The sequence below is a fragment of the Dyella sp. C11 genome, from assembly GCF_003121485.1.
Classification (GTDB): Bacteria; Pseudomonadota; Gammaproteobacteria; order Xanthomonadales; family Rhodanobacteraceae; genus Dyella.
On sequence record NZ_QAVX01000007.1, the window covers coordinates 46,061 to 66,628 of the forward strand.

General features: G+C 63.9%; 20 protein-coding genes. 15 read left to right on the forward strand and 5 right to left on the reverse strand.

Annotated features, from left to right (window positions below):
* Positions 1 to 16: 16 nt before the first annotated feature.
* From DK366_RS08710 to rsgA, 3 genes are all read left to right on the forward strand, one after another.
* On the forward strand, positions 17 to 547 hold the full coding sequence (locus tag DK366_RS08710; RefSeq protein ID WP_157956483.1) for a PH domain-containing protein: 531 nt from the start codon (positions 17 to 19) through the stop codon (positions 545 to 547).
* A 77-nt stretch (positions 548 to 624) separates the two neighbouring features.
* Positions 625 to 909, forward strand: a complete 285-nt coding sequence (locus tag DK366_RS08715; RefSeq protein WP_109125157.1) for a hypothetical protein — start codon at positions 625 to 627, stop codon at positions 907 to 909.
* Positions 910 to 1,171: 262 nt separating this feature from the next.
* Positions 1,172 to 2,224 carry a ribosome small subunit-dependent GTPase A gene (gene rsgA, locus DK366_RS08720; RefSeq protein WP_109125158.1) on the forward strand — a complete coding sequence of 351 codons (1,053 nt, stop codon included), beginning with the start codon at positions 1,172 to 1,174 and terminating at the stop codon, positions 2,222 to 2,224.
* 24 nt (positions 2,225 to 2,248) lie between these two features.
* Here the strand turns inward: rsgA and DK366_RS08725 are convergent, their stop codons facing one another.
* Positions 2,249 to 3,088, reverse strand: a complete 840-nt coding sequence (locus DK366_RS08725) for an endonuclease/exonuclease/phosphatase family protein (protein ID WP_109125159.1) — start codon at positions 3,086 to 3,088, stop codon at positions 2,249 to 2,251.
* Positions 3,089 to 3,278: 190 nt separating this feature from the next.
* On the opposite strand from DK366_RS08725, the gene DK366_RS08730 reads away from it, so the two are divergent.
* The 4 genes from DK366_RS08730 (at position 3,279) to DK366_RS08745 (ending at position 6,671) form a co-directional block, all read left to right on the forward strand.
* Positions 3,279 to 3,674, forward strand: coding sequence for a GFA family protein (locus DK366_RS08730; protein ID WP_109125276.1), 396 nt, complete (start codon positions 3,279 to 3,281; stop codon positions 3,672 to 3,674).
* A gap of 160 nt (positions 3,675 to 3,834) precedes the next feature.
* Entirely contained in the window at positions 3,835 to 5,508 is a 1,674-nt protein-coding gene (locus DK366_RS08735; RefSeq protein WP_198651487.1) for a methyl-accepting chemotaxis protein, read from the forward strand.
* A gap of 95 nt (positions 5,509 to 5,603) precedes the next feature.
* Entirely contained in the window at positions 5,604 to 5,852 is a 249-nt protein-coding gene (locus DK366_RS08740) for a hypothetical protein (RefSeq protein WP_232820976.1), read from the forward strand.
* A gap of 237 nt (positions 5,853 to 6,089) precedes the next feature.
* Positions 6,090 to 6,671: an OmpA family protein gene (locus DK366_RS08745; RefSeq protein ID WP_109125161.1), complete on the forward strand. Its 582-nt coding sequence runs from the start codon at positions 6,090 to 6,092 to the stop codon at positions 6,669 to 6,671.
* A 59-nt stretch (positions 6,672 to 6,730) separates the two neighbouring features.
* Here the strand turns inward: DK366_RS08745 and DK366_RS08750 are convergent, their stop codons facing one another.
* The 4 genes from DK366_RS08750 to trxA all read right to left on the reverse strand — a co-directional run bounded on the left by DK366_RS08750 (position 6,731) and on the right by trxA (position 11,303).
* Positions 6,731 to 7,504 carry a hypothetical protein gene (locus tag DK366_RS08750; protein WP_109125162.1) on the reverse strand — a complete coding sequence of 258 codons (774 nt, stop codon included), beginning with the start codon at positions 7,502 to 7,504 and terminating at the stop codon, positions 6,731 to 6,733.
* Positions 7,505 to 7,740: 236 nt separating this feature from the next.
* Positions 7,741 to 8,517 carry a hypothetical protein gene (locus DK366_RS08755; protein ID WP_109125163.1) on the reverse strand — a complete coding sequence of 259 codons (777 nt, stop codon included), beginning with the start codon at positions 8,515 to 8,517 and terminating at the stop codon, positions 7,741 to 7,743.
* A gap of 477 nt (positions 8,518 to 8,994) precedes the next feature.
* Positions 8,995 to 10,767, reverse strand: a complete 1,773-nt coding sequence (rho, locus tag DK366_RS08760; protein WP_109125278.1) for a transcription termination factor Rho — start codon at positions 10,765 to 10,767, stop codon at positions 8,995 to 8,997.
* Between the two features lie 185 nt (positions 10,768 to 10,952).
* Positions 10,953 to 11,303, reverse strand: coding sequence for a thioredoxin TrxA (gene trxA / locus DK366_RS08765; protein ID WP_109125164.1), 351 nt, complete (start codon positions 11,301 to 11,303; stop codon positions 10,953 to 10,955).
* Positions 11,304 to 11,754: 451 nt separating this feature from the next.
* On the opposite strand from trxA, the gene DK366_RS08770 reads away from it, so the two are divergent.
* From DK366_RS08770 to DK366_RS08805, 8 genes are all read left to right on the forward strand, one after another.
* Positions 11,755 to 13,491, forward strand: coding sequence for a DEAD/DEAH box helicase (locus DK366_RS08770; protein ID WP_109125165.1), 1,737 nt, complete (start codon positions 11,755 to 11,757; stop codon positions 13,489 to 13,491).
* A gap of 118 nt (positions 13,492 to 13,609) precedes the next feature.
* The gene (gene ftsE, locus DK366_RS08775; RefSeq protein ID WP_109125166.1) at positions 13,610 to 14,287 is read left to right on the forward strand and encodes a cell division ATP-binding protein FtsE; all 678 of its coding nucleotides are present in this window, start codon (positions 13,610 to 13,612) and stop codon (positions 14,285 to 14,287) included.
* Positions 14,284 to 15,270: a permease-like cell division protein FtsX gene (gene ftsX / locus DK366_RS08780; RefSeq protein ID WP_109125167.1), complete on the forward strand. Its 987-nt coding sequence runs from the start codon at positions 14,284 to 14,286 to the stop codon at positions 15,268 to 15,270. The genes ftsE and ftsX overlap by 4 nt, the downstream gene beginning before the upstream one ends.
* A 148-nt stretch (positions 15,271 to 15,418) precedes the next feature.
* Positions 15,419 to 16,261 (forward strand): response regulator, encoded by an 843-nt coding sequence (locus DK366_RS08785; RefSeq protein ID WP_109125168.1) that lies wholly within the window; start codon positions 15,419 to 15,421, stop codon positions 16,259 to 16,261.
* On the forward strand, positions 16,258 to 16,959 hold the full coding sequence (gene ung / locus DK366_RS08790; RefSeq protein ID WP_109125169.1) for a uracil-DNA glycosylase: 702 nt from the start codon (positions 16,258 to 16,260) through the stop codon (positions 16,957 to 16,959). Before DK366_RS08785 ends, ung begins: the two co-directional genes overlap by 4 nt.
* Positions 16,960 to 17,145: 186 nt before the next feature.
* Positions 17,146 to 18,003: an RNA polymerase sigma factor RpoH gene (gene rpoH / locus DK366_RS08795; protein WP_109125170.1), complete on the forward strand. Its 858-nt coding sequence runs from the start codon at positions 17,146 to 17,148 to the stop codon at positions 18,001 to 18,003.
* 114 nt (positions 18,004 to 18,117) lie between these two features.
* Positions 18,118 to 18,816, forward strand: coding sequence for a response regulator transcription factor (locus tag DK366_RS08800; RefSeq protein WP_109125279.1), 699 nt, complete (start codon positions 18,118 to 18,120; stop codon positions 18,814 to 18,816).
* Entirely contained in the window at positions 18,813 to 20,246 is a 1,434-nt protein-coding gene (locus DK366_RS08805) for a HAMP domain-containing sensor histidine kinase (protein WP_109125171.1), read from the forward strand. Before DK366_RS08800 ends, DK366_RS08805 begins: the two co-directional genes overlap by 4 nt.
* Positions 20,247 to 20,568 lie beyond the last annotated feature (322 nt).

The following is a 20,568-nucleotide window of genomic DNA, read 5'->3' on the forward strand; positions in this document are numbered from 1 at the left end:
CCCGGGGAGCCAATCCTTGGGACGTGAAATGGACGAGCAGCGCAAGCCGTGCCCCGCCTGTGGCGAAATGATCATGGTCGCGGCGCACAAGTGCCGCTTCTGCGGAACGGATATCGACGCTTATGTCGCCGCGCGCGAAGCCACGGTGGAAAGGACACTGTTCGAAGGACATCCCGCGGTGGTGTATTCCGTCGGCCAATATGTGTTGATCGTCATCACGCTTGGCATTGCGCTGCTGGTTTACTGGATTCGCAGCCTCTCGACACGCTTCACCATCACCACGCAACGCGTGCGCATCGAGCGCGGCTTGTTCTCCAAGATGCAGGACAACCTGGAGTTGTTCCGTGTGGATCACATCGACCTGCACAAGCCGCTGGGCGAGCGCATGCTTGGGTATTGCACCGTGCACCTGCATTCGTCGGATGCCGGCATGACGTCGGTGTATCTGTATGGCATTCCGGACCTGGAAGCGATGGCGGATACGTTGCGTGATTGCTCGTTGCGCGAGCGGTCGCGTCGGCGGGTGTTGCCGGTGGAGCAGATGTAGTCGGGTCGTGGATAATGCGCGGCGCCTTTTCGGCATCACGAAAGGGCGCTATGACGTGTCATCCACAGGGAGGCTATATGACAGGTACCGTCGTCAAGATCAGCGCGTTCGGCACGCGTGGCCGCGCACTCGGCAAGCTCTTTATCGCCAAGCCGGATTCGTCAGGTCGCTATGTTCTCAACCGCAAGCAGCCGGCACATTCGGCCGATCCGACGAACAATGCAAAGAACAAGGTCTACGCGTTGTCGCTTACTGAAGCTGCGGCACTACTCGCTACGGATGAGTACCTGATCAACTTGGTGTGTCCGGCAGGCAGTCGCGCACTTCGTGAGTACCGCAAGGTAAACATCCAGACCCTGTGAGGTCTGCCCATATGCGTAACACCTAACGAAAATCAGCACTTGCGTGCGGCAACACGCGTGGCTACTCTGCGCATCCCGTCAACCCAGTCACAGGAGGAAATGACCATGATTGTTGTAGCAGCAGCCTCCGCCGGGTCGACGCGCTTCTGATTGTCCGGCCAGCTTTCCGCTGGCCCGCGCTTCACACTTTCGCTTCGCACCCCGGCGATTCGTTCGGCCCCGTTCGTGTGGCCGTCGTTCTTCTCGTTCGAAGGGTGTTTCCATGTCTTTTCAGGCGTTTTCGCTGCACCAGCTCGGCTGGCGGCCGGAGCTTGCTCACCATTTGACGCTGGCCGATTTCGAGGCGGCGTATCCCGCGCGCGTGATGGCCGTGCATCGTTCGGGGCTGGTCGTGATGTCCTCACGCGGTCAGGCATCGGTCGTGTTGCCGCACCATCTCGCCGATGCGGGCGTGGCGGTGGGCGACTGGGTGATGATCGAGGACGATGCCGATCGCGTGCGCGGCTTGCTCGATCGTCGGTCGGAAATCGTTCGCGTGGCAGCCGGCAGCGAGCATCGCCGCCAGTCCATCGCGGCGAATCTCGATGTGTTGTTCGTGGTGTCGTCGTGCAATGACGACTTCAATCCATCGCGCCTTGAGCGCTATCTGACGCTGGCGCTGGATGCCGGCGTGACGCCGGTGATCGTGCTTACCAAGGCGGATATCGGCGATGGCGTGGCCGGTTTTGTCGACGAGGCGGAACGGTTGATGCCCGGCGTGGCCGTGGTTGCGCTCAATGCGCAGGATGACGCGTCGGTGTCGCAGCTGTCACCGTGGTTGGCGCAGGGCACCACGGTGGCGTTCGTCGGATCGTCCGGTGTGGGCAAGTCTACGCTGACCAACCAGGTGGTGGGCGATGCGTGGCAGCGCACGTCCGGTATCCGCGAGGATGATGCACGTGGTCGTCACACCACCACGGCGCGCGAGATGTTCCCCACGTTGTCCGGTGCCTGGGTGATCGATACGCCCGGCATGCGCGAACTTCGCCTGGCGACGGCGGTACCGGAACTCGCGGCGGTGTTCGAGGATGTGGAGGCTTTTGCGCGGCAGTGTCGCTTCCGCGATTGCCATCACGAAGGCGATGCCGGTTGCGCGGTGGAAGCCGCCGTGAGTGACGGCGCGCTGGGTGCGCGGCGCCTGGCCAACTATCGCAAGCTGCAACGTGAAGCGATGCATGCGCAGCAGACGTTGCGTGAGCAGCGCGAGCAAAGCCGCCAGTTCGGTGCGATGGCGAAACAGATCATGCGTGCGAAGCGTGAGCGACTGGGGCGGTAGTGCGCCGCCCCGGCGCTTGTCGCGTTATTTCCAGCGCAGGTCCGTGACCACCGGGAAATGGTCGGACGGGTAGCGGCCGTCCTGTTGCGTGGTGACGGTGGCGAAATAGGTCGGCGTGAAGCCGCGCTCAAGGATGAAGTCGATGTGCTCGGTGGGATTGCCGGTGAAGTTGTGGAAGGTTTTCTCCGGGCCTTCGACCTTCGGTGCCACCTTGCGCGTATCGACCAGCACCTTCGTCAGCTCCGCATAGGTGGGGCTGCTGGGGTCGGTGTTGAGGTCGCCGGTGAGGATGAAGGGCGCATTCGCCGGCAGTGCGGCAAGGCGGCTAACGATCTCCTTGGCGCCCTTGACGCGGGCCGGCTCGTCTTCTTCGCGATACGGCAGGTGGGTGTTGTAGTAGTAGAACGTGCGATGCGTGGCTTTGTCCTCGAACAATGCCCACGTCACCATGCGCGGCAGCGGGTGGCCCCAGGTGATGCTGCCCGGCACGTCGGGCGTGTCGGAGAGCCAGAAGTTGCCGGAGTCCTTCAGCGCCAGCTTGTCCTTGCGATAGAACACGCCCATGTGTTCGTCGCTGTGACCGCCGCGGCGGTCGATGCCGAACCAGGTGTATTCCGGCAGGTGCGCCACGATGTAGTCGCCCTGTTCCTGGTGGAGCTCCTGCGTGCCGAGCACATCGGGGTGTTGTTCGCGGATGGTGCGCACCATGATGTCGCGGCGTGCTTCCCAGCGATTGGGGCCGTCCGCTTCCACCGGCACGCGCACGTTGAAGCTCATGACGCGCAGGGTTTGCGCAGCCAGCGGCAGGCTGGCGGCGGCCAAGGCGATGGCAAGAACGGCATGCAGTGCTCGCGACAGGCGCATGGGTCAGCTCCGTGAAAGGGGAGGTTGGACCGTAACACGGGTGCCCACGTTCGCGAAGAATGCGGGAATCCGCCGGGACCACGTATAGTGCGCGCGTTTCCCGGCAAGACGAGTGCGCCTGCCGAAACCCGGTTTCGTCCTGGCGCGATGCAAAGCACAAGCGCTCCACTTCACCCTCGCGAGCATCGTCATGCCACAGCGCGTTGCTACCTGCAGTTGTCGCCAGCTCATGCTCCGCACCACGGAAGAACCGCTGCGCGTATCCATTTGCCATTGCAACGCATGCCAGCGCCGCACCGGCAGCGTGTTCGGGGTGCAGGCCAGGTTTCGCGAGGAGAGCGTGGTGATACGCGGCAACGCGACGATCTATGTGCGACCGGGCGATACGGGCGGCACGGGAAGCTTTTACTTCTGTCCGGTTTGCGGTTCCACCGTGTACTACCGGCTGGACTCGGTGGCCGGCGTTGTCGGCGTGCCGGTGGGTGCCTTCTCGAATGCGGATTTCCCTGCACCGACTGTGTCCGTGTTCGAAGAATGCATGCATCCGTGGGTGGCACTGCCCGAAGACATGGAACACATCGAGTGACAGCGCCGGACACGGCGACGCGGGGCTGACGCTGCGCGTGGCGCGCTGAAGGATTGCCAACCACGTCACGCGACGCAAGAAATTGCCTGTCAAGGACGCTTTTCCCATGCCGATACCCCACTCGGGGGGTGATCCGCCCTTCAGCAGGGGAAGTAGCAGCATGCGTCTTACTATTCGTTTGAGGATTATCGCGACCATGGGCCTGGCCCTGTTGGCCGCCGTGATTATCGGTTTGGTCGGCTTGTACGGCGTGCGCAGCACGTACGCGATGGTCGACGACATGTATCAAAACAACGTGCTTGCCATGACGGCGATCAGCGATGCTCGCGCCGCCATTGTGGAAGATCGCCTGGCGCTCAACCGCTCGATCATCGATTCCTCGCGCCACGACGCGGTGCAGCGAATCAATGCGGGACATGAGCGCCTGATGGCTGCATGGAAGCGTTACTACCCCGACATGGTGTCGGCCGACGACGAGCGCGCGGTCGCCAAGGAATTCGACGATCTGATCAAGGCCAGTGGCGCCGATGTCAGCCACGAGGCTGCGTTGCTCGACGCCGGCAAGACGGAAGAAGGCCGCCAGCTGCATACCGGCAAGGTGGCCGATGAGATGGGCAAGGCCACGGATGCCATCGACAAGCTGATCGTGATCAACGAAAAGCAGGCGGCGCAGTCCGCGCAGGATGCCGCAGCGAGTTTTCATCGCACATGGCAGATCTCCCTGGCCGTGCTGCTGTTGGCCATTGCGGCGCTGGTTGGCGTGGCCGTGGTGTTGATTCGCGCGGTGACGCGACCGCTCAATCAGGCGCGTGCACTGGCCAGCGCAATCCAGGAAGGCAAGCTCAACAATGCGACGGTGGTCAGCGGCAACGACGAATTCAGCGACACGCTGCGTTCGCTCGACGAAATGGACCGCCAGCTTGCCAGCATCGTGACGCAGGTGCGTGATGTGGCCGAGCAGGTGACCTCGGCCGCGCGTGATCTCTCGCAGGGCAACGACGATCTCTCCCAGCGCACGCAGGAACAGGCCAGTTCGCTCGAAGAAACTGCCGCGTCGATGGAAGAACTTTCCAGCACGGTGAAGCAGAACGCCGAGGGCGCCGTGCAGGCACGCGAGATGGCCATGCGCATGCGCAAGCGTGCCGAGGAGGGACGCGACATCGCAGGCTCCGCCGTGGGTGCCATGCAGGCCATTACGACGGCCAGCAAGGAAGTCGCCGAGATCGTGGTGCTGATCGACGAGATCGCCTTCCAGACCAACCTGCTGGCCTTGAACGCGGCCGTGGAAGCAGCGCGCGCAGGCGAGCAGGGTCGTGGCTTCGCGGTGGTGGCCACGGAAGTGCGCAACCTGGCGCAACGCAGCGGTGCGGCGGCGAAGAGCATCAAGGTGCTTATCCAGGACACCACCGACAAGGTGACCGAAGGTGCCGCGCTGGTACAGCGTACGGGTGGCGCGCTCAACGACATTGCCAGCGACGTTCGCGAGGTAAGCACGATCATCGAGGTCATCGCGGCGGCTTCCGAGGAGCAATCGGCGGGCATCGGCCAGGTGAACAACGCCGTGGTCACGCTGGACGAGGTGACGCAGCAGAATGCGGCCCTGGTGGAAGAGGCCAGTGCGGCCAGCCGCAACACGCTGGACCTGTCTCAGTCGCTGGTGAACCAGGTGGCTTATTTCACCCTGCAGGGCGAGGCACCCCGTGAGGCGGCTTCCCCGGCGGTTCGGCGGTCTACCGAGGCGTCGGTACCCAAGGCCGCCGCAGCGCCGTCCCAGGCCGCCTGGAGCAGCCCCAAGCCGGCCATGGCCAACGCCGACGAGTGGACCGAGTTCTAAGTTCTGAACAAATTCCACCGGCGGATTCAACGCATGGGGCGCTCGCGCGTTCCATGCTTGATTCCGTTTTCAGGACGCCATGTTTCGGGGCACGCATGCAGAGCAAGGAATTTGATCGTTGGGCCAAGGTCCGTGAGCAGGGCATGCTCCGGTACGTGCTGTTGCGCGGCATGCTCTGCTACGGCCTGCCGCTGTTTCTCATCATGACGTATGTGATTCCGCACCCGCGCCTTACCACGGCGCAGTCGGTGTTCCTCTGGTGGGCGTTGGCGGGTGCGGGTTATGGCATCGCCATGTGGAAGGTGCAGGAACGTCGTTTTCGCAAGGTCGCGGCCCGTTCCTGAGGTCGCGAGGTCGCCGTATTCATGCGGTGTTTTGGATTTTTGGCGCATGGTGCAATGGACTGCGGCCCGTGAAGAACCTGGCTGCGGTTTTTGTGTATCCGCTATTTGCAAATAGACGTCCAAACGGTAGCTTGAACGCATTGGCACCGGATTGACGCCTGCCGTGCATACTCCTCATGCGAACCGCCTGCCGATCCAGTGGCTGGCGTGCGCACCGCTAACGAGAGGAGACACCCCATGGCAATTACCCGCTCTCGCATCGGTCGAGGCGTTCTCGGTGTGATGATCGTCGCCCTGTGCGGCTGCACCGGTTACGTCAAGAAGAGCGATTTCGATGCCACCGTCGCAGAACTGCGCGCCAACGATCAGAAGCAGCAGCAAGAGATCGATGCGATAACGCAGGAGATGCATCAGAAGTTCGGGCAGTACGACACGCAGATCACGGCCATGGCAGGTCGCATCAACGTGGATACGATCGCCCACTTCGACACCAACCAGACTGCATTGCGCGACGAGGACAAGCATCGTCTGGATGACTTCGCCAAAGTGATGAAGGATCACCACGCCAACGCGGTGATTACCGCCGAGGGCTTTGCCGACCCGGCCGGTTCGGCCGCCTATAACCAGCACCTCGCACTCAAGCGTGCACAGGCCGTGCGTGACTACCTGGTGCAAAGCGGTGGTTTGAACGCTGATCAGGTGCGTGCCGTGGGTTACGGCAAGGTGAGCAACCGCCAGGTGGTGAAGGGCGCGACGGGCGAGCAGGGCATGCCCAACCGCCGTGTGTCGCTGGTGACGGATTTTGCCGGCAACAGCTGATTCAACAACAGCGCGAGGCATGACAAAGGCCGCCCCAGGGCGGCCTTTGTCTCAAAGCGTTACTTGCTCGCCGGACGGTAGGTGAGCTCATCGCTCACGCGTTCGATATGCACGGTTTCGTATTGCACGGCGTCGTTGAGTGACTTGCGCATGGCCAGTGCTTCGTCCTTGCCGTACACCTGCTCCACCATCTTCCACATCGGCACGTCGGGCATCTTGCCGACGTCGGCCCAGTGGTCATCCGCGACGACCATGATGAATTCCGGATCGGTGCCGCCCGTGTATGCCTGCGCGCTGATGGCGTAGTAGTAATTCCATTTCGTCTTGTCCGCCGCGGCGCTGATCTTGTGCATCACATCGGCGAACGTCTCCTGCGCTTCGTGCCCGTTCTTGAGCTTGTAGTAGTTCACTTCCGCGAAGGCGTGGTGGCTTGCGTTGTCCTTGGGCAGGTGGCTCAGCGCGGCAATCGGCTGGATGAAAGCGCTGGTCTCGCTCTTCAGGTGCGGGTTGATGGCCGTGCGCAAGGTGTCGTCGCAGGCCTTCGCCTGCTGCGATAGGGCGTCGAACGCTGCTGCCGGCAAGGGATCGGTGGTGTAGGTGTAGCTGTAGGTGTCGCCGGTTTCGTGCGTCCACGCCGTCCACGCGTACTTGAAGCCGTGCTGCGCCAGGCACTGGTTATACGACTTGATGCCGGCCTCGTAGGCGGCCTGTTCTGCTGGCGCAACGACATCGGTGTAGGTGCGGATGACGCCGGGTGCGTCATTGGCCGCGCGTGCATTCATGGTGATGGTGCTGGCGAGTGCAAAGGCGAGCAGTACAGGGACGGCTTTCATCGACATCTCCTTGGGCTACGGTCCTGCGTCGAGGGCGGTGGTTGGACTGCGCTGGTTCGTGGCTTCGCTCCGCGTGCCTGTTCGGGCCATCGCGGCACCGGTCTACGATACGGCTCCGCCGACGCAGACGGCCATAGGGGCGGGTGGTGGCTGTGATACAGCGCCGGAAACGACCGCAAGAAAAGGCCGCCTTGAGGGCGGCCTTTTCTTGGGTGAGGTTTCCAGCGGTCGTGCCGTTACTTGCCTGCGGCCTTGTAGGTCAGCTCGGCGCTCATGCTGTCCACATGGGAATTTTGTTCCACCACGGCATCGTTGAGCGATTTGCGCATGGCTTGTGCATCGCTCTTTCCGTAGACGTTCTCCACCATGGCCCACAGCGGCGTATCGGGGTCCTTGCCCAGTTCTTCCCAAGACTTGGCCGGCAGGATGACCTGGAAATCGGGTGCATCGTGACCGCCATCCTGGATCTCCGCGGTGGCGAAATGATTGGGCCATTTCGATTTGTCCGCGGCCGCGGCGATCTTTTTCACCACGTCGGTGAACGCCTCGCGTGCCTCATGTCCCGGCTTGAGCTTGAAGCTGATCACTTCGACATAGGGCGAGTTGATGGTCTGCCCGGGAGCCAGGTGGCTCATGTCGGGATGAACCTGCATGAAGGCGCTGTACTCGCTCTTCAGGTGCGGATTCACGGCGCTGCGAAGCGTGCCATCGCAGGCCTTGCCTGCCGCCTGCATGGCGTCGAACGCGGACCAGGGCAGTGGATCGGTGACGTAGGAATACGAATACGTGTCGCCGGTTTCATGCACCCAGGCAGTCCAGCTGTATTTGAAGCCGTGCTGGCTCAGGCATTGGTTGAAGGACTTGATGCCTGCTTCATAGGCTTCCTGGTCCGCCGGTGCGACCGAGTCGGTGTAGTCGCGAACCACCATGGTCTTTGCATTGTCGGCGGCCAGCGCGGCGGTGGTGCATGAAAACAGCAGCGTCAGTGCCAGCCCGAGCGTAGTGTGCTTCATCGCATGCTCCTCTGGGGATGAACCCCGATGGGTGAGGGAAGGTCGTTCGAGGGCGCAGCCACGCGATGACGCCGGCTGCGGATCAGCAAGGCATCAAGAGCGTGGACGAGTGATGCAGCCATTCGCATGCGCTCGATCGGCATGGCGCCGGGCGAGAGCGGGAGTGATGACGAACGGCGGGCGATGAGCAGCCGGTGAGGGTGCTGAAATGGGACAGGTGACCATCGGTGGCCGGCTCCGCAAGGTGACCCGTCGATTCGGACATCGGGTGCAGCATGCTTGCGCCTTGCTTACAACACGATGCATCGACGGGGCTGATGCCGGGCGGCTCACGCATGGTGACGCGTCTGGCGCGGCGGGAAATACGTCAAACAGCCTAGGCGGCGTTTTCAGAGCCTCTTTCAGGTGCCCGGGAACACCTGAAACGACAAAGGCCACCCGAAGGTGGCCTTTGCCTGTGGCGTTTCGATGGGCGACTCAGCGCTTCATCGAATTGAAGAACTCGTCGTTGGACTTGGTGTTCTTCATCTTGTCGAGCATGAACTCCATCGCGGCCAGCTCGTCCATCGGATGCAGCAGCTTGCGCAGGATCCAGATCTTCGACAGCAGGTCCGGTTCGATCAGCAGGTCTTCGCGGCGGGTGCCGGAACGGTTGATGTCGATGGCCGGGTAGACGCGCTTCTCGGAGATGCGACGGCTCAGGTGCACTTCCATGTTGCCGGTGCCCTTGAACTCTTCGTAGATCACCTCGTCCATCTTGCTGCCGGTGTCGGTCAGCGCGGTGGCGATGATGGTCAGGCTGCCGCCTTCTTCCACGTTGCGGGCCGCACCGAAGAAGCGCTTCGGGCGCTGCAGCGCGTTGGCGTCCACACCACCGGTGAGCACCTTGCCGGAGCTGGGCACCACGGTGTTGTAGGCGCGGGCGAGGCGCGTGATGGAGTCGAGCAGGATCACCACGTCCTTCTTGTGCTCGACCAGGCGCTTGGCGCGCTCGATCACCATTTCGGCAACCTGCACGTGGCGCACGGCCGGCTCGTCGAAGGTGGAGGAGATCACTTCGGCACGCACGGTGCGGGCGATTTCCGTCACTTCTTCCGGGCGCTCATCGATCAGGAGCATGATCAGATGGACGTCCGGATGGTTGTACTGGATGGCCTGGGCCACGTTCTGCAGCATCATCGTCTTGCCGGACTTCGGCTGCGAGACGATAAGGCCGCGCTGGCCACGGCCGACCGGCGCGACAAGGTCAAGGATGCGACCGGTGATGTCTTCGGTCGAACCGTTGCCGCGCTCGAGCTTGAACGCCTTGCGCGGGAACAGCGGCGTCAGGTTCTCGAACAGCATCTTGTTCTTCGACGCTTCCGGCGGATCGCCGTTGATGTCGTCGACCTTGAGCATCGCGAAGTAACGCTCGCCTTCCTTCGGATGGCGCACGCGACCGGTGATGTAGTCGCCGGTGCGCAGGTTGAAGCGGCGGATCTGGCTGGGCGACACGTAGATGTCGTCCGGACCGGCCAGGTAGGACTCATCGGCCGAGCGCAGGAAGCCGAAGCCGTCCTGCAGGATTTCCAGCACGCCTTCCGCCCAGATGCCGCCGCCCGAACGGGCGTGGGCCTTCAGGATGGAGAAGATCACGTCCTGCTTGCGGGCGCGGGCCACGCCTTCCTGGATGCCGAGCGATTCGGCGAATTCCACCAGCTGGATCGCGTTCTTGCGCTTGAGCTCGGTGAGGTTGATCAGGCGATCGTTGCTGCCGGCATCGGCGTACTCGTCGTCCACCGGCAGGCCGTTGTTGTTGCGCGGATGCTGCTGGTTGCCGCCACCGCCGCCCTGGCCGCGCTGCTGATTGTTGTTGCGCTCGTGGCGACGACGACGACCGCGACCGTCACGGTCGTTGCGGTTGTTGAAGTTCGGGTTGCCACCGCCGTTCTGCTGCTGGCCGCCGCCTTGCTGCTGGCCACCCTCGCGGGCTTCCTGCGGCTGGCGCTGGCCACCCTCGTTGTTCTGCTGGGGAGCGGATTCGGCGGCAGGCGCCGGCGCCGGAGCGTGGGCCTCGCCTACCGGAGCGGGCGCGGGGCGCTCGACCGGCGGCAGCGGCGGCATGTCCAGCGGCGTCTGCTTGTTGGCCTTTTCCGCGGCGGCGGCAGCCGCTGCAGCGGACTTGCGCGGCGCGCGCGTGCGGGTTTCAGCCACAGGCTTGGCGTCGGCGCTCTTGGCGTCGTTGGATTCTTTGCTTTCGATAGCAGACACGGGCAAACCTCTGCGGGGCGCCGTTGAAAAAGGAGGGAAGGTTGCGTTGCGCGGATGGCGCGGGGGACAGGACAGTCCCGACAGGCGAGAGGAAATCTAGCACCGGGTCCGCGGCGTCGTAAAGCGCCGCGGCCGGTAAAGTTCAGAAAAGTTTTTCTGAGATGACGCTGACGTGCAGATACGTCTTAGACAGCCTTGTCGACCGGCTGGGCAATCGCCTTGTCGATCAACTGGGTCAGCACGCCCTTGTTCACGGCGCCGATCTGGGTGGCTTCGACCTTGCCGTTCTTGAAGACCATCAGGGTCGGGATGCCACGGACACCGTAGTTGCGGGGCGTCTTCTGGTTGTGGTCAATGTTGATCTTGGCGATGCGCAGCTTGCCTTCGTACTGCTTGGCCAGATCGTCGAGGATCGGCGCGATGGCCTTGCAGGGGCCGCACCATTCCGCCCAGAAGTCCAGCAGCACGGGGGTAACGGAATTGAGCACTTCCTGCTCGAAGGCGTCGTCGCTTACATGGGTAATCAGGTCGCTCACCGGGGTCTCCGAAGGTAGGCGGGTAAGGGGTTTCACGACCGCGCGCCCAGCATCGGCTACACTGGGGCGCCCATGAAGCGCGGGGTCGTACCGGAAGGATGTCCGCCGATGTGGCGGATAGGCCTCCATTCCAGCCGAAGTCGGGGCACGATTCAAGCGATTCAAGGGCGGCCAGGGACGGTTCCGTTGACATAGGTGAAAGGGTTTTTCCTTGACTGACAGTGGTTTGGGCCACGCAGTCCTTTGACCTATGCCAGCGGAGCTGTCGCACGCCGCCGCTCCCGCCGGCGCCAGACCAGGGAACCGTAGCGCTGGCAAGCGCGATCCCCACCGGGTTCGCCTGCCGCCACCTCCCGGTTGCGCCGACCATCCACCCGTTCCTTGTTAGCGTCTCACCGGCAAGGAGCCAGGCGGCCTTATAGGCGCTGCCTGCATCCAGATACCTATCGCAATGTCCCAAACTGTTCTCACTGATACCTTTTTCACCAATTTCGATCTCCATCCGCTGCTCCAGAAAGGCCTCGACGATGCAGGCTTCACGCGCTGCACGCCGATCCAGGCGTTGACCCTGCCGGTCGCGCTGACGGGTCGCGACGTCGCCGGCCAGGCGCAGACGGGTACGGGCAAGACCTGCGCCTTCCTGGTGGCGATGATGAATCGCCTGCTGACCACGCCGGCCGTGGCCGAGCGCAAGGACAGCGACCCGCGCGCCCTGGTCATTGCGCCGACGCGCGAGCTGGCCATCCAGATCGAGAAGGACGCCAAGTCCATCGGCCGCCACACCGGCCTGCGCACCGCGCTCATCTACGGCGGCGTCGATTACGACAAGCAGCGCCAGCAGCTCAAGGATGGCTGCGACATCATCATCGCCACGCCGGGCCGCCTGCTCGACTACTTCAAGCAGCACGTGTTCAGCCTGGACGCCGTGGAAGTGATGGTGATCGACGAGGCGGACCGCATGTTCGACCTTGGCTTCATCAAGGACGTGCGCTTCATCTTCCGCCGCCTGCCGGCGCGCGAGCAGCGCCAGGTGCTGCTGTTCTCCGCCACGCTCAGCCATCGTGTGCTGGAGCTGGCTTACGAGCACATGCACAACGCCGAGAAGCTGGAAGTGGAGACGGAAAACGTCACCGCCGACCGCGTGCGCCAGGTGGTCTACTTCCCGGCCAAGGAAGAAAAGATGCCGTTGCTGCTCAACCTGCTTGAGCGCACCAAGGCCGAGCGCAGCATCATCTTCGTCAACACCAAGGCCGCCGCCGAGAAGATCACCGATCGCCTGAAGCGCTACGGCTACCGCGTGGGCGCGCTGTCCGGCGACGTGCCGCAGCTCAAGCGCCAGAAGCTGTTGCAGCGCTTCCAGGAAAGCCAGCTCGACATCCTGGTCTGCACCGACGTGGCCGCGCGCGGCCTGCACATTCCGGCCGTCAGCCACGTCTTCAACTTCGACCTGCCGCAGGACGCCGAAGACTACGTGCACCGCATCGGCCGCACCGCGCGCCTGGGTGCCGAAGGCGACGCCATCAGCTTCGCCTGCGACCTGTACGCCATGAGCCTGCCGGACATCGAGACCTACATCGGTCAGCGCATTCCGGTGGCCAACATCGAGGCGGTCATGCTGGTGATGCCGCAGCCGCGCGAGCAGGATGCCCAGTGCGTCGCCGATGCCGCGGCCGACAGCGCCGCGTTCGGCGACAAGGTGGAGCAGCGTGAAAAGGACGGTTCGCCGCGCAAGGGTTCGCGCAGCGGCAGCGGCGGTGGCGGTGGTCGTGGCGGTCGCAGCGGTGATCGCCCGCGCGGCGACAAGCCGCGCGAACCGCGCAAGCCGCGCCCCGAGGCTGGCAGCGAAGGCACCGAACCGGTGAAGACCGAAACGGCCCCCGCGCCGGCGCAGGGTGAATCCGCCGAGGGTGCGGAGCGCAAGCGTCGCCGTCGCCGCGGTGGCCGCAATCGTCGCCGTGAGGGTGGCGATGTGCAGGCTGCCGAAGTGACCACCAACCAGGCCGCCGAAGGTGGCCGCGCACCGCGTGGCGAGCGTCGCCCGCCGCGCGAGCGCAACGCGGGCGAAGGCAACAATCACTCGCGTCCGTCGCGCCACGTGGCGATTACGTCCGGCAAGCCGGCCGAACAGGAAGCACCGAAGAAGGTCGGTTTCTTCCGTCGCCTGAGCCGCAAGCTGTTCGGTCACTGAGCCATCGCTTGCCAAGGGCTGTCGCGGGCTGAATCCGCGGCAGCACAGCTAGACGAAACCGACTGACCTTCACGCACGCATCCCTTATCCTTCCCGTATTCAGGATTGGGGATGCGCGGTGATCCGCTTCGACCAAGTCAGCAAACGCTATGAAGGTGGCCACGAGGCCCTGTCGCAACTTTCCTTTGAAGTGGCGACGGGCGAGATGGCGTTCGTCACCGGCCATTCGGGTGCCGGCAAAAGCACCCTGCTCAAACTGCTCGGGTTGATCGAGCGTCCTTCGCACGGCGTCGTCACGCTGGAAGGGCAGAACCTCGCGAAAGTGGGCCGCAGCGGCATTCCCAAGTTGCGTCGCGGCGTGGGCATGGTGTTCCAGGATCATCGCCTGCTGATGGACCGCACCGTGTTCGCCAACGTCGAGTTGCCGTTGATGATCGGTGGCATGGCGCCGCCGGAACGCAGCAAGCGCGTACGCGCCGCGTTGGAAAAGGTTGGCCTGCTTGCTTACGAGCGGCAGCTTCCCGCCACCCTTTCCGCCGGTGAGCAGCAGCGCGTGGGCATTGCCCGCGCCATCGTGGCCAAGCCGATGCTGCTGATTGCCGACGAACCCACGGGCAACCTGGACCCCACGCTGGCGGTGGAGATCATGGGCCTGTTCGCCGAATTCCAGAGCGTGGGCACCACCGTGCTGATCGCCAGCCACGACCTGCCGTTGATCAAGAAGATGAAGAAGCGCGTGATCGTGCTCGACCACGGCCGTCTCGTCGCCGATGTGGCCGCGCAGGAGGTGCTATGAGCACGCAACCCGAATTTCCGATGGAAAGCCCGCTGCTGTCCGATCAGTCGCGCGGCATCCGCAGCAAGCCGCGGCCGGTGGCGAGCTGGCGCGAGCATCATGGCTGGAGCGCGGCGGCGAGCCTGCGCCGGTTGATGTCGCGCCCGGTCGGTACGCTGCTTACGGTCGCCGTGATGGCGATTGCGCTGGCGCTGCCGCTGACGTTCTACCTGCTGCTGGGCAACCTGCAGAAGATGGGCGACGCGCTCGGGCAGAACCAGACCATCAGCGTGTTCCTGCAGCCGGGCCAGAGCGTGGCATCGGCCGACATGATGGCCAAGAAGCTGCGCGAGCGCAGCGAGGTCGCCGACGTCAAGGTGAAGTCGCCCGACCAGGGCATGGACGAGCTGGCGAAAATGCAGGGCTTTTCCGGCGCGCTGCACACGCTGGACGTGAATCCGCTGCCGTTCGTGCTGGAAGTGCTGCCCAAGCCGGGTGCGAGTGCCGACAGCGTCGACAGCCTCGTCAGCGACATGCGCGGCATGTCGGGCGTGGATCAGGTGCAGGATGGCGGCACCTGGCGCCAGCGCCTGGAAGCCCTGCTTGGCGTGGGCGAGCGCATCGTCCTGATACTTGCCGGTTTGCTGGCGGTTGCCGTGCTGCTGGTGGTGGGCAATACGGTGCGCGTGGACATTGCCAGCCGGCACGAGGAAATCGGCGTGCTGATGCTGGTGGGCGCCAGCCGTGCCTTCGTGCGCCGTCCTTATCTTTATGCCGGCATCTGGTATGGCCTGTTTGCCGGCGTGCTGGCGGTGGGCTTCGCCATGCTGGTGGAGCTGGCGTTGGCCGAGCCGGTGCAGAAACTGGGGCAGGTCTACGCGGGCAAGTTGCAGGTAGACGCGCTGCCGGTGTGGTTGCTGGCCGCTGTGCCAGTAGCGGCGGCGGTGCTCGGCTGGCTGGGCGCCCGCCTGGTCAGCGCATGGCAGCTGCGCAAGGCGGCATGAAGCGTGCGCCGGCTCACGGCCGTGGCAATGCCGTAATGCAAGGTTGGCGGGGATGGTGCAGCATGCCGGCTCGGGGTTACCCGGCGCCGGGACGGTGCGTCGACATAGTGCGGGCAGGGAGCGCCAGCCAACACGTGGGTGACAGGGGATGAGTGGAAGTTTCAGCAGTCGTGCGGTGGGATCGGCGCCCAAAGTGCTGGTGGTGGACGGCTCCAAGGTGGTACGCCAGCTGATCGCTCGCGTGTTGAAGGCCGAGTTGCCCGACAGCGACGTGGTCGGCGCCGGCAGCGGCGCGGAAGCCAAGGAGCTGATGGAAGGCAGCGCATTCGACTTCATCACCATCGCCTTGCGCCTGCCCGACATGGACGGGCTGGAACTCGCACGCCACGTGCGCGAGTCCGCCTCGCAGGCCTATGTTCCCATCGTGGTGGTGTCCGGCGACGTCGACGGCCGCCTGCACAGCCGCACGCTGGGCGAACACGTCACCGACTATTTCGACAAGTCGCTGGGCTTCCAGGCGCTGGCGGAATTCATTCGCGGCTACGTGAAGCCTGCCGAATCGGCCGAGGGCGAAGTGCTCTATGTCGAGGACAGCCGCGTGGTCGCGCTGGCCACTCGTCGCATCCTGGAAAAACACGGCCTGACCGTGCGCCACGTGGTCAGCGTGGAAGATGCCCTGGTGCTGCTGGACAAGGCCAAGGACGAGGGCAAGGTGGGCGCGGATATCGTCCTCACCGACGTGAGCCTGAAGGGCGAACTCACCGGTGGCGACCTGCTGGAGCGCATCCGCCGCGAATACCACTACGGCAAGGGCCGGCTGCCCGTGCTGGTGATGACGGGCGACGAGAACCCCGTGAACCAGGCTGCGCTGCTGCGCGCCGGTGCCAACGACCTCGTCGAGAAGCCCATCGAGGAAAAACTGTTGATGACCAAGCTGCTGTTCCAGCTGCGCGTGTCCCAGCACCTGCGCGCGCACGACGAAGCTGCATGACCGACGATCGCGTGAAGCTGGAGCCGTCCTGGAAGCAGAGGATCGGCGACTACCTGGGACGGCCGGACATGCAGGAGCTTTCCGGCTTCCTGCGGAACGAGAAACAGGCCGGCAAGGTGATTTATCCACCCGGGCCGGACATCTTCGCCGCGTTCGACCACACGCCCTTCGACGCCGTGAGGGTGGTGATCCTGGGTCAGGACCCGTATCACGGCCCCAACCAGGCGCATGGCCTGTGCTTCTCCGTGCGCCCGGGCGTGCAGACGCCGCCGTCCCTGCAGAACATCTTCAAGGAGATCCACCGCGACCTGGGTTTCAATGCGCCGGATCACGGCTGCCTGACGCCCTGGGCCGACCGGGGCGTGCTGCTGCTCAATGCCACGCTCACGGTGCAGCAGGGCATGGCGGGTTCCCACCAGGGCAAGGGCTGGGAAGGCTTCACCGACGCCGCCATCGATGCCCTGAACCGGGAAAGGGAAGGGCTGGTCTTCATGCTGTGGGGCTCGTACGCCCAGAAAAAGGGCCAGCTGATCGACGGTAGCCGCCATTGCATTTTGCGGTCCGTGCACCCATCTCCTTTGTCAGCGCACCGCGGTTTTATCGGGTGCGGGCACTTCTCGGCCGCCAAGCAGTACCTGGAGAGCCGGGGAGTAGCGCCGATCGACTGGTCCCTGCCGCCGCGATCGGAACTTGCCTAAACAGGCACTTCACGGTCGCTGAACCGTAGGCACGGCATAGTCAAGCCTCCCCTGGGTGGCCTGCTGGACAGGTGACCCAAATTCCTGTACTATTCAGTTCAACAAAAGGTCCCGGAACCTTCCGGGACCTTTAGCACTCTCAATACCCGAGTGCTAAGCTGATCCCCTATTCAGGAGGTTCCATCCATGTCTCAAGCTTTGGTGACCGCCACCCTGCCGGTGCCGAGTGTCGTCGGCAGTCTGGATGCCTATATCTCGGCGGTCCACCGGATTCCGGTGCTCAGCCAGGAAGAAGAGCAGACGCTGTCGCGTCGCTATAACGAAGACAACGATCTTGAGTCGGCCCGCAAGCTGGTCATGTCGCACCTGCGTTTCGTGGTGCACGTGGCTCGTGGCTACAGCGGCTACGGCCTGCAGATCGGCGACCTTATCCAGGAAGGCAACATCGGCCTGATGAAGGCCGTGAAGCGTTTCGACCCGGATCAGGGCGTGCGCCTGGTGAGCTTCGCCGTGCACTGGATTCGCGCCGAAATGCACGAGTTCATCCTGCGCAACTGGCGCATCGTCAAGGTCGCCACGACCAAGGCGCAGCGCAAGCTGTTCTTCAACCTGCGCAAGAGCAAGAAGCGCCTGGGCTGGATGAACGCCGAGGAAGTGCGCGTGGTGGCGAAGGATCTGGGTGTGCCGGAAGCGACGGTGCGCGAGATGGAATCGCGTCTGTCAGGCCGTGACATCGGTTTCGAGGCCCCGGCCGATGCGGACGAAGATGCCAAGCCGGCACCGGAAGCGTTCCTGATCGACGAAGGCGCGGACCCGTACGACAACGTGGCCGACGCCGACCAGGCCGACAACCAGCTCGATACGTTGTCCTCGGCGTTGCAGAACCTGGATGAGCGCTCGCGCGACATCATCCAGCGCCGTTGGCTCAACGAAGAAAAGGCCACGCTGCAGGATCTTGCGGACGAGTACGGTGTCTCTGCCGAACGCATCCGCCAGGTCGAAGCCAATGCCATGAAGAAGATGCGCGGCCTGTTCGCCGCCTGATCTTCACGCTAGGCGTAAGATGACCAACGGCCCCTTCCGGGGCCATTTGGCTTTGCGGCGACAGGACTGCCTCCGCTTTCACAGAACCGGACTCCAGAGTTTTTCATGGCTGCCATGCCCCAAGTGCTGGTTATCGAAGACGACGAAACCACGGCGCGCGAGATCATCGCAGAGCTGAGTGCGCACGGCATGCTGGCCGAATGGGTCGCCAACGGCCGCGAAGGTCTGGCGAACGCCCTGCAGCGCGAGTACGACCTGATCACGCTGGACCGCATGTTGCCCGGCATGGACGGCATCGACGTGGTGGCTGAATTGCGACGTGAAGGACGCGATACGCCGGTGCTGATGATCAGCGCGCTGAGCGATGTCGACGAACGCGTGCGTGGCTTGCGTGCCGGCGGCGATGACTACCTCACCAAGCCGTTCGCGCCCGACGAAATGTCCGCGCGCGTCGAGGTCCTGTTGCGGCGTCGCCAGCCGCAGCCTGTGCAGCGCCTGCGCGTGGCAGACCTGGAACTGGATCTGGTGAGTCACGTGGCCTATCGCGGCGGGCAGCCGTTGACGCTGTTGCCCACGGAATATCGCCTGCTCGAATTCCTGATGCGGAACTCGGGGCAGGTGCTGACGCGCACGATGATCTTCGAGACGGTGTGGGGTTTTCATTTCGACCCCGGCACCAACGTGATCGACGTGCACATCGCACGACTGCGGCGCAAGATCGACGGCACCGGCCAGTCGGCGCTGATCCACACGGTACGCGGCACCGGCTACATGATCGCGGCCGCCAACGAATCCGCTTCGGTGGTGTCATGAACGGACGTCCAAACAGCTGGCACTCGACCACGTCGAGGCTCATCTTCATCTACGGCGCGTTGTTCGTCGTGTGGGGTGCGGTGCTTGTCGGTGTGATCCAGTGGGAAACCACGCGCTACCTCAACACGGTCATCGACCAGATGTTGCAGCAGCGCATGCACTACATCGCCTCGACCGATCCCGCGCGCCTGTCGACCACGGTGGATAATGCCGCCGCGATCGATCCGCACGGCATCATGTCGGTAGGCCTGTTCGACAAGGATCACCAGCCGGTGGCGGGCAATATCGATCACCTGCCGACGTCGCTGCTGCGCGACGGCCAGGTGCATCTGCTCAAGCATGGCTTGCCGCGCCCGGACCGCGATGCCGAACGCGTGCGTGCGCGTGGCCTTGCCACCACGCTGCCGAACGGCGACATCCTGGTGATTGCCAAGGACATCAGCACCATCGACGGCATTGGCGCGATCATTCGACGCGCGCTGCTGTGGGGCATTTCACTGACCATCATTCCCGGCCTGCTCGGCGGCTTTCTGTTGCGCCGTGGTCCGGAGAAGCGCATTCGTGCGTTGCAGGAAGCGACCGATCCGATTCGTCAGGGCGATCTCTCCAAGCGTCTGCCGGTAAGCCGTCGTGGCGACGAGCTCGACCAGCTTGCGGGCATCGTGAACACGATGCTGGGCGAAATCGAGCGACTGATGAATGAAGTGAAGGGCGTGAGCGACAACATCGCGCACGACCTGCGCACGCCGCTGACGCGATTGCGCGCACGCCTGTATCGCACGCAGCAGCAACTGGGTGGCGAACCCGAATCCGCCCTGGTGGAATCGTGCATCGTCGACATCGACGAAGTACTGACGCGCTTCCGCGCGTTGCTGCGCGTGTCGGAGCTGGAAGATCGTCATCGCGCGGCGTGCTTCGACGAAGTGGACATCGGCCAGGTGCTTCGCCAGGTACACGAGTTCTACGCGCCGGTGGCGGAAGATCGCGGGCAGACATTCGATCTGGACATCCAGTCGCTGGCGCCGGTACGCGCCGACGCGCACCTATTGTTCGAGGCGTTGGCGAACCTGGTGGGCAATGCCATCAAGTTCACGCCCACGGGCGGCAAGGTAAGCCTGCGTGCGAGCATGGATCGGCGTGGGCCGCGCGTGGATGTGATCGACAGCGGCCCGGGCATTCCGGCCGACGAACGCGATGCGGTGACGCGGCGCTTCTATCGCGGCGCCAACAGCCGCACCACGGGCGGCTCGGGCCTGGGCCTGAGCATCGTCAGCGCCATCGTGCGCCTGCATGGATATGCACTCGACATTGGCGATGCGAGCAGCAACGGTGCGCGCCTGACGTTGCACTGCTATGCGCTGGGGCCGGACGACAAGGTGGGTACCTGCCTGACGCGTTCGGTGCCGGAAGTGGCGCCGATGACGGTGTGAGGTGGGGAGAGGGTGCGGGGCTGGCTGGGGCAAGCGTTCGCGCACGTGTTGCATCCCTCATCGTTTCTAAGCCCCAACGTCTGTAGCCCCTCACGGTTTGTAGCCCCTCACCGTCATTCCGGCGAAGGCCGGAATCCAGCGCCTTTGCTTTTGGCCCGATCAAGCGATAGAACGAAAGTCACTGGATTCCGGCCTTCGCCGGAATGACGGTGAGGGAGGGAATAGCGGTGAGGGGGAAGTAGCGGCGAGGGAGGGAATAACGGTGGCGGATAACGGGTCATGAAGTCGAAGGCGCGTCAGTCGCGCACCGCATGAAGATTTC

Coding starts and splice junctions, on each gene's coding strand:
- DK366_RS08715 (WP_109125157.1), top strand. CDS start 625: ATGACAGGTACCGTCGTCAAGATCAGCGCGTTCGGCACGCGTGGCCGC.
- rsgA (WP_109125158.1), top strand. CDS start 1,172: ATGTCTTTTCAGGCGTTTTCGCTGCACCAGCTCGGCTGGCGGCCGGAG.
- DK366_RS08725 (WP_109125159.1), bottom strand. CDS start 3,088: ATGCGCCTGTCGCGAGCACTGCATGCCGTTCTTGCCATCGCCTTGGCC.
- DK366_RS08730 (WP_109125276.1), top strand. CDS start 3,279: ATGCCACAGCGCGTTGCTACCTGCAGTTGTCGCCAGCTCATGCTCCGC.
- DK366_RS08735 (WP_198651487.1), top strand. CDS start 3,835: ATGCGTCTTACTATTCGTTTGAGGATTATCGCGACCATGGGCCTGGCC.
- DK366_RS08740 (WP_232820976.1), top strand. CDS start 5,604: ATGCAGAGCAAGGAATTTGATCGTTGGGCCAAGGTCCGTGAGCAGGGC.
- DK366_RS08745 (WP_109125161.1), top strand. CDS start 6,090: ATGGCAATTACCCGCTCTCGCATCGGTCGAGGCGTTCTCGGTGTGATG.
- DK366_RS08750 (WP_109125162.1), bottom strand. CDS start 7,504: ATGAAAGCCGTCCCTGTACTGCTCGCCTTTGCACTCGCCAGCACCATC.
- DK366_RS08755 (WP_109125163.1), bottom strand. CDS start 8,517: ATGAAGCACACTACGCTCGGGCTGGCACTGACGCTGCTGTTTTCATGC.
- DK366_RS08770 (WP_109125165.1), top strand. CDS start 11,755: ATGTCCCAAACTGTTCTCACTGATACCTTTTTCACCAATTTCGATCTC.
- ftsX (WP_109125167.1), top strand. CDS start 14,284: ATGAGCACGCAACCCGAATTTCCGATGGAAAGCCCGCTGCTGTCCGAT.
- DK366_RS08785 (WP_109125168.1), top strand. CDS start 15,419: ATGAGTGGAAGTTTCAGCAGTCGTGCGGTGGGATCGGCGCCCAAAGTG.
- ung (WP_109125169.1), top strand. CDS start 16,258: ATGACCGACGATCGCGTGAAGCTGGAGCCGTCCTGGAAGCAGAGGATC.
- rpoH (WP_109125170.1), top strand. CDS start 17,146: ATGTCTCAAGCTTTGGTGACCGCCACCCTGCCGGTGCCGAGTGTCGTC.
- DK366_RS08800 (WP_109125279.1), top strand. CDS start 18,118: ATGCCCCAAGTGCTGGTTATCGAAGACGACGAAACCACGGCGCGCGAG.
- DK366_RS08805 (WP_109125171.1), top strand. CDS start 18,813: ATGAACGGACGTCCAAACAGCTGGCACTCGACCACGTCGAGGCTCATC.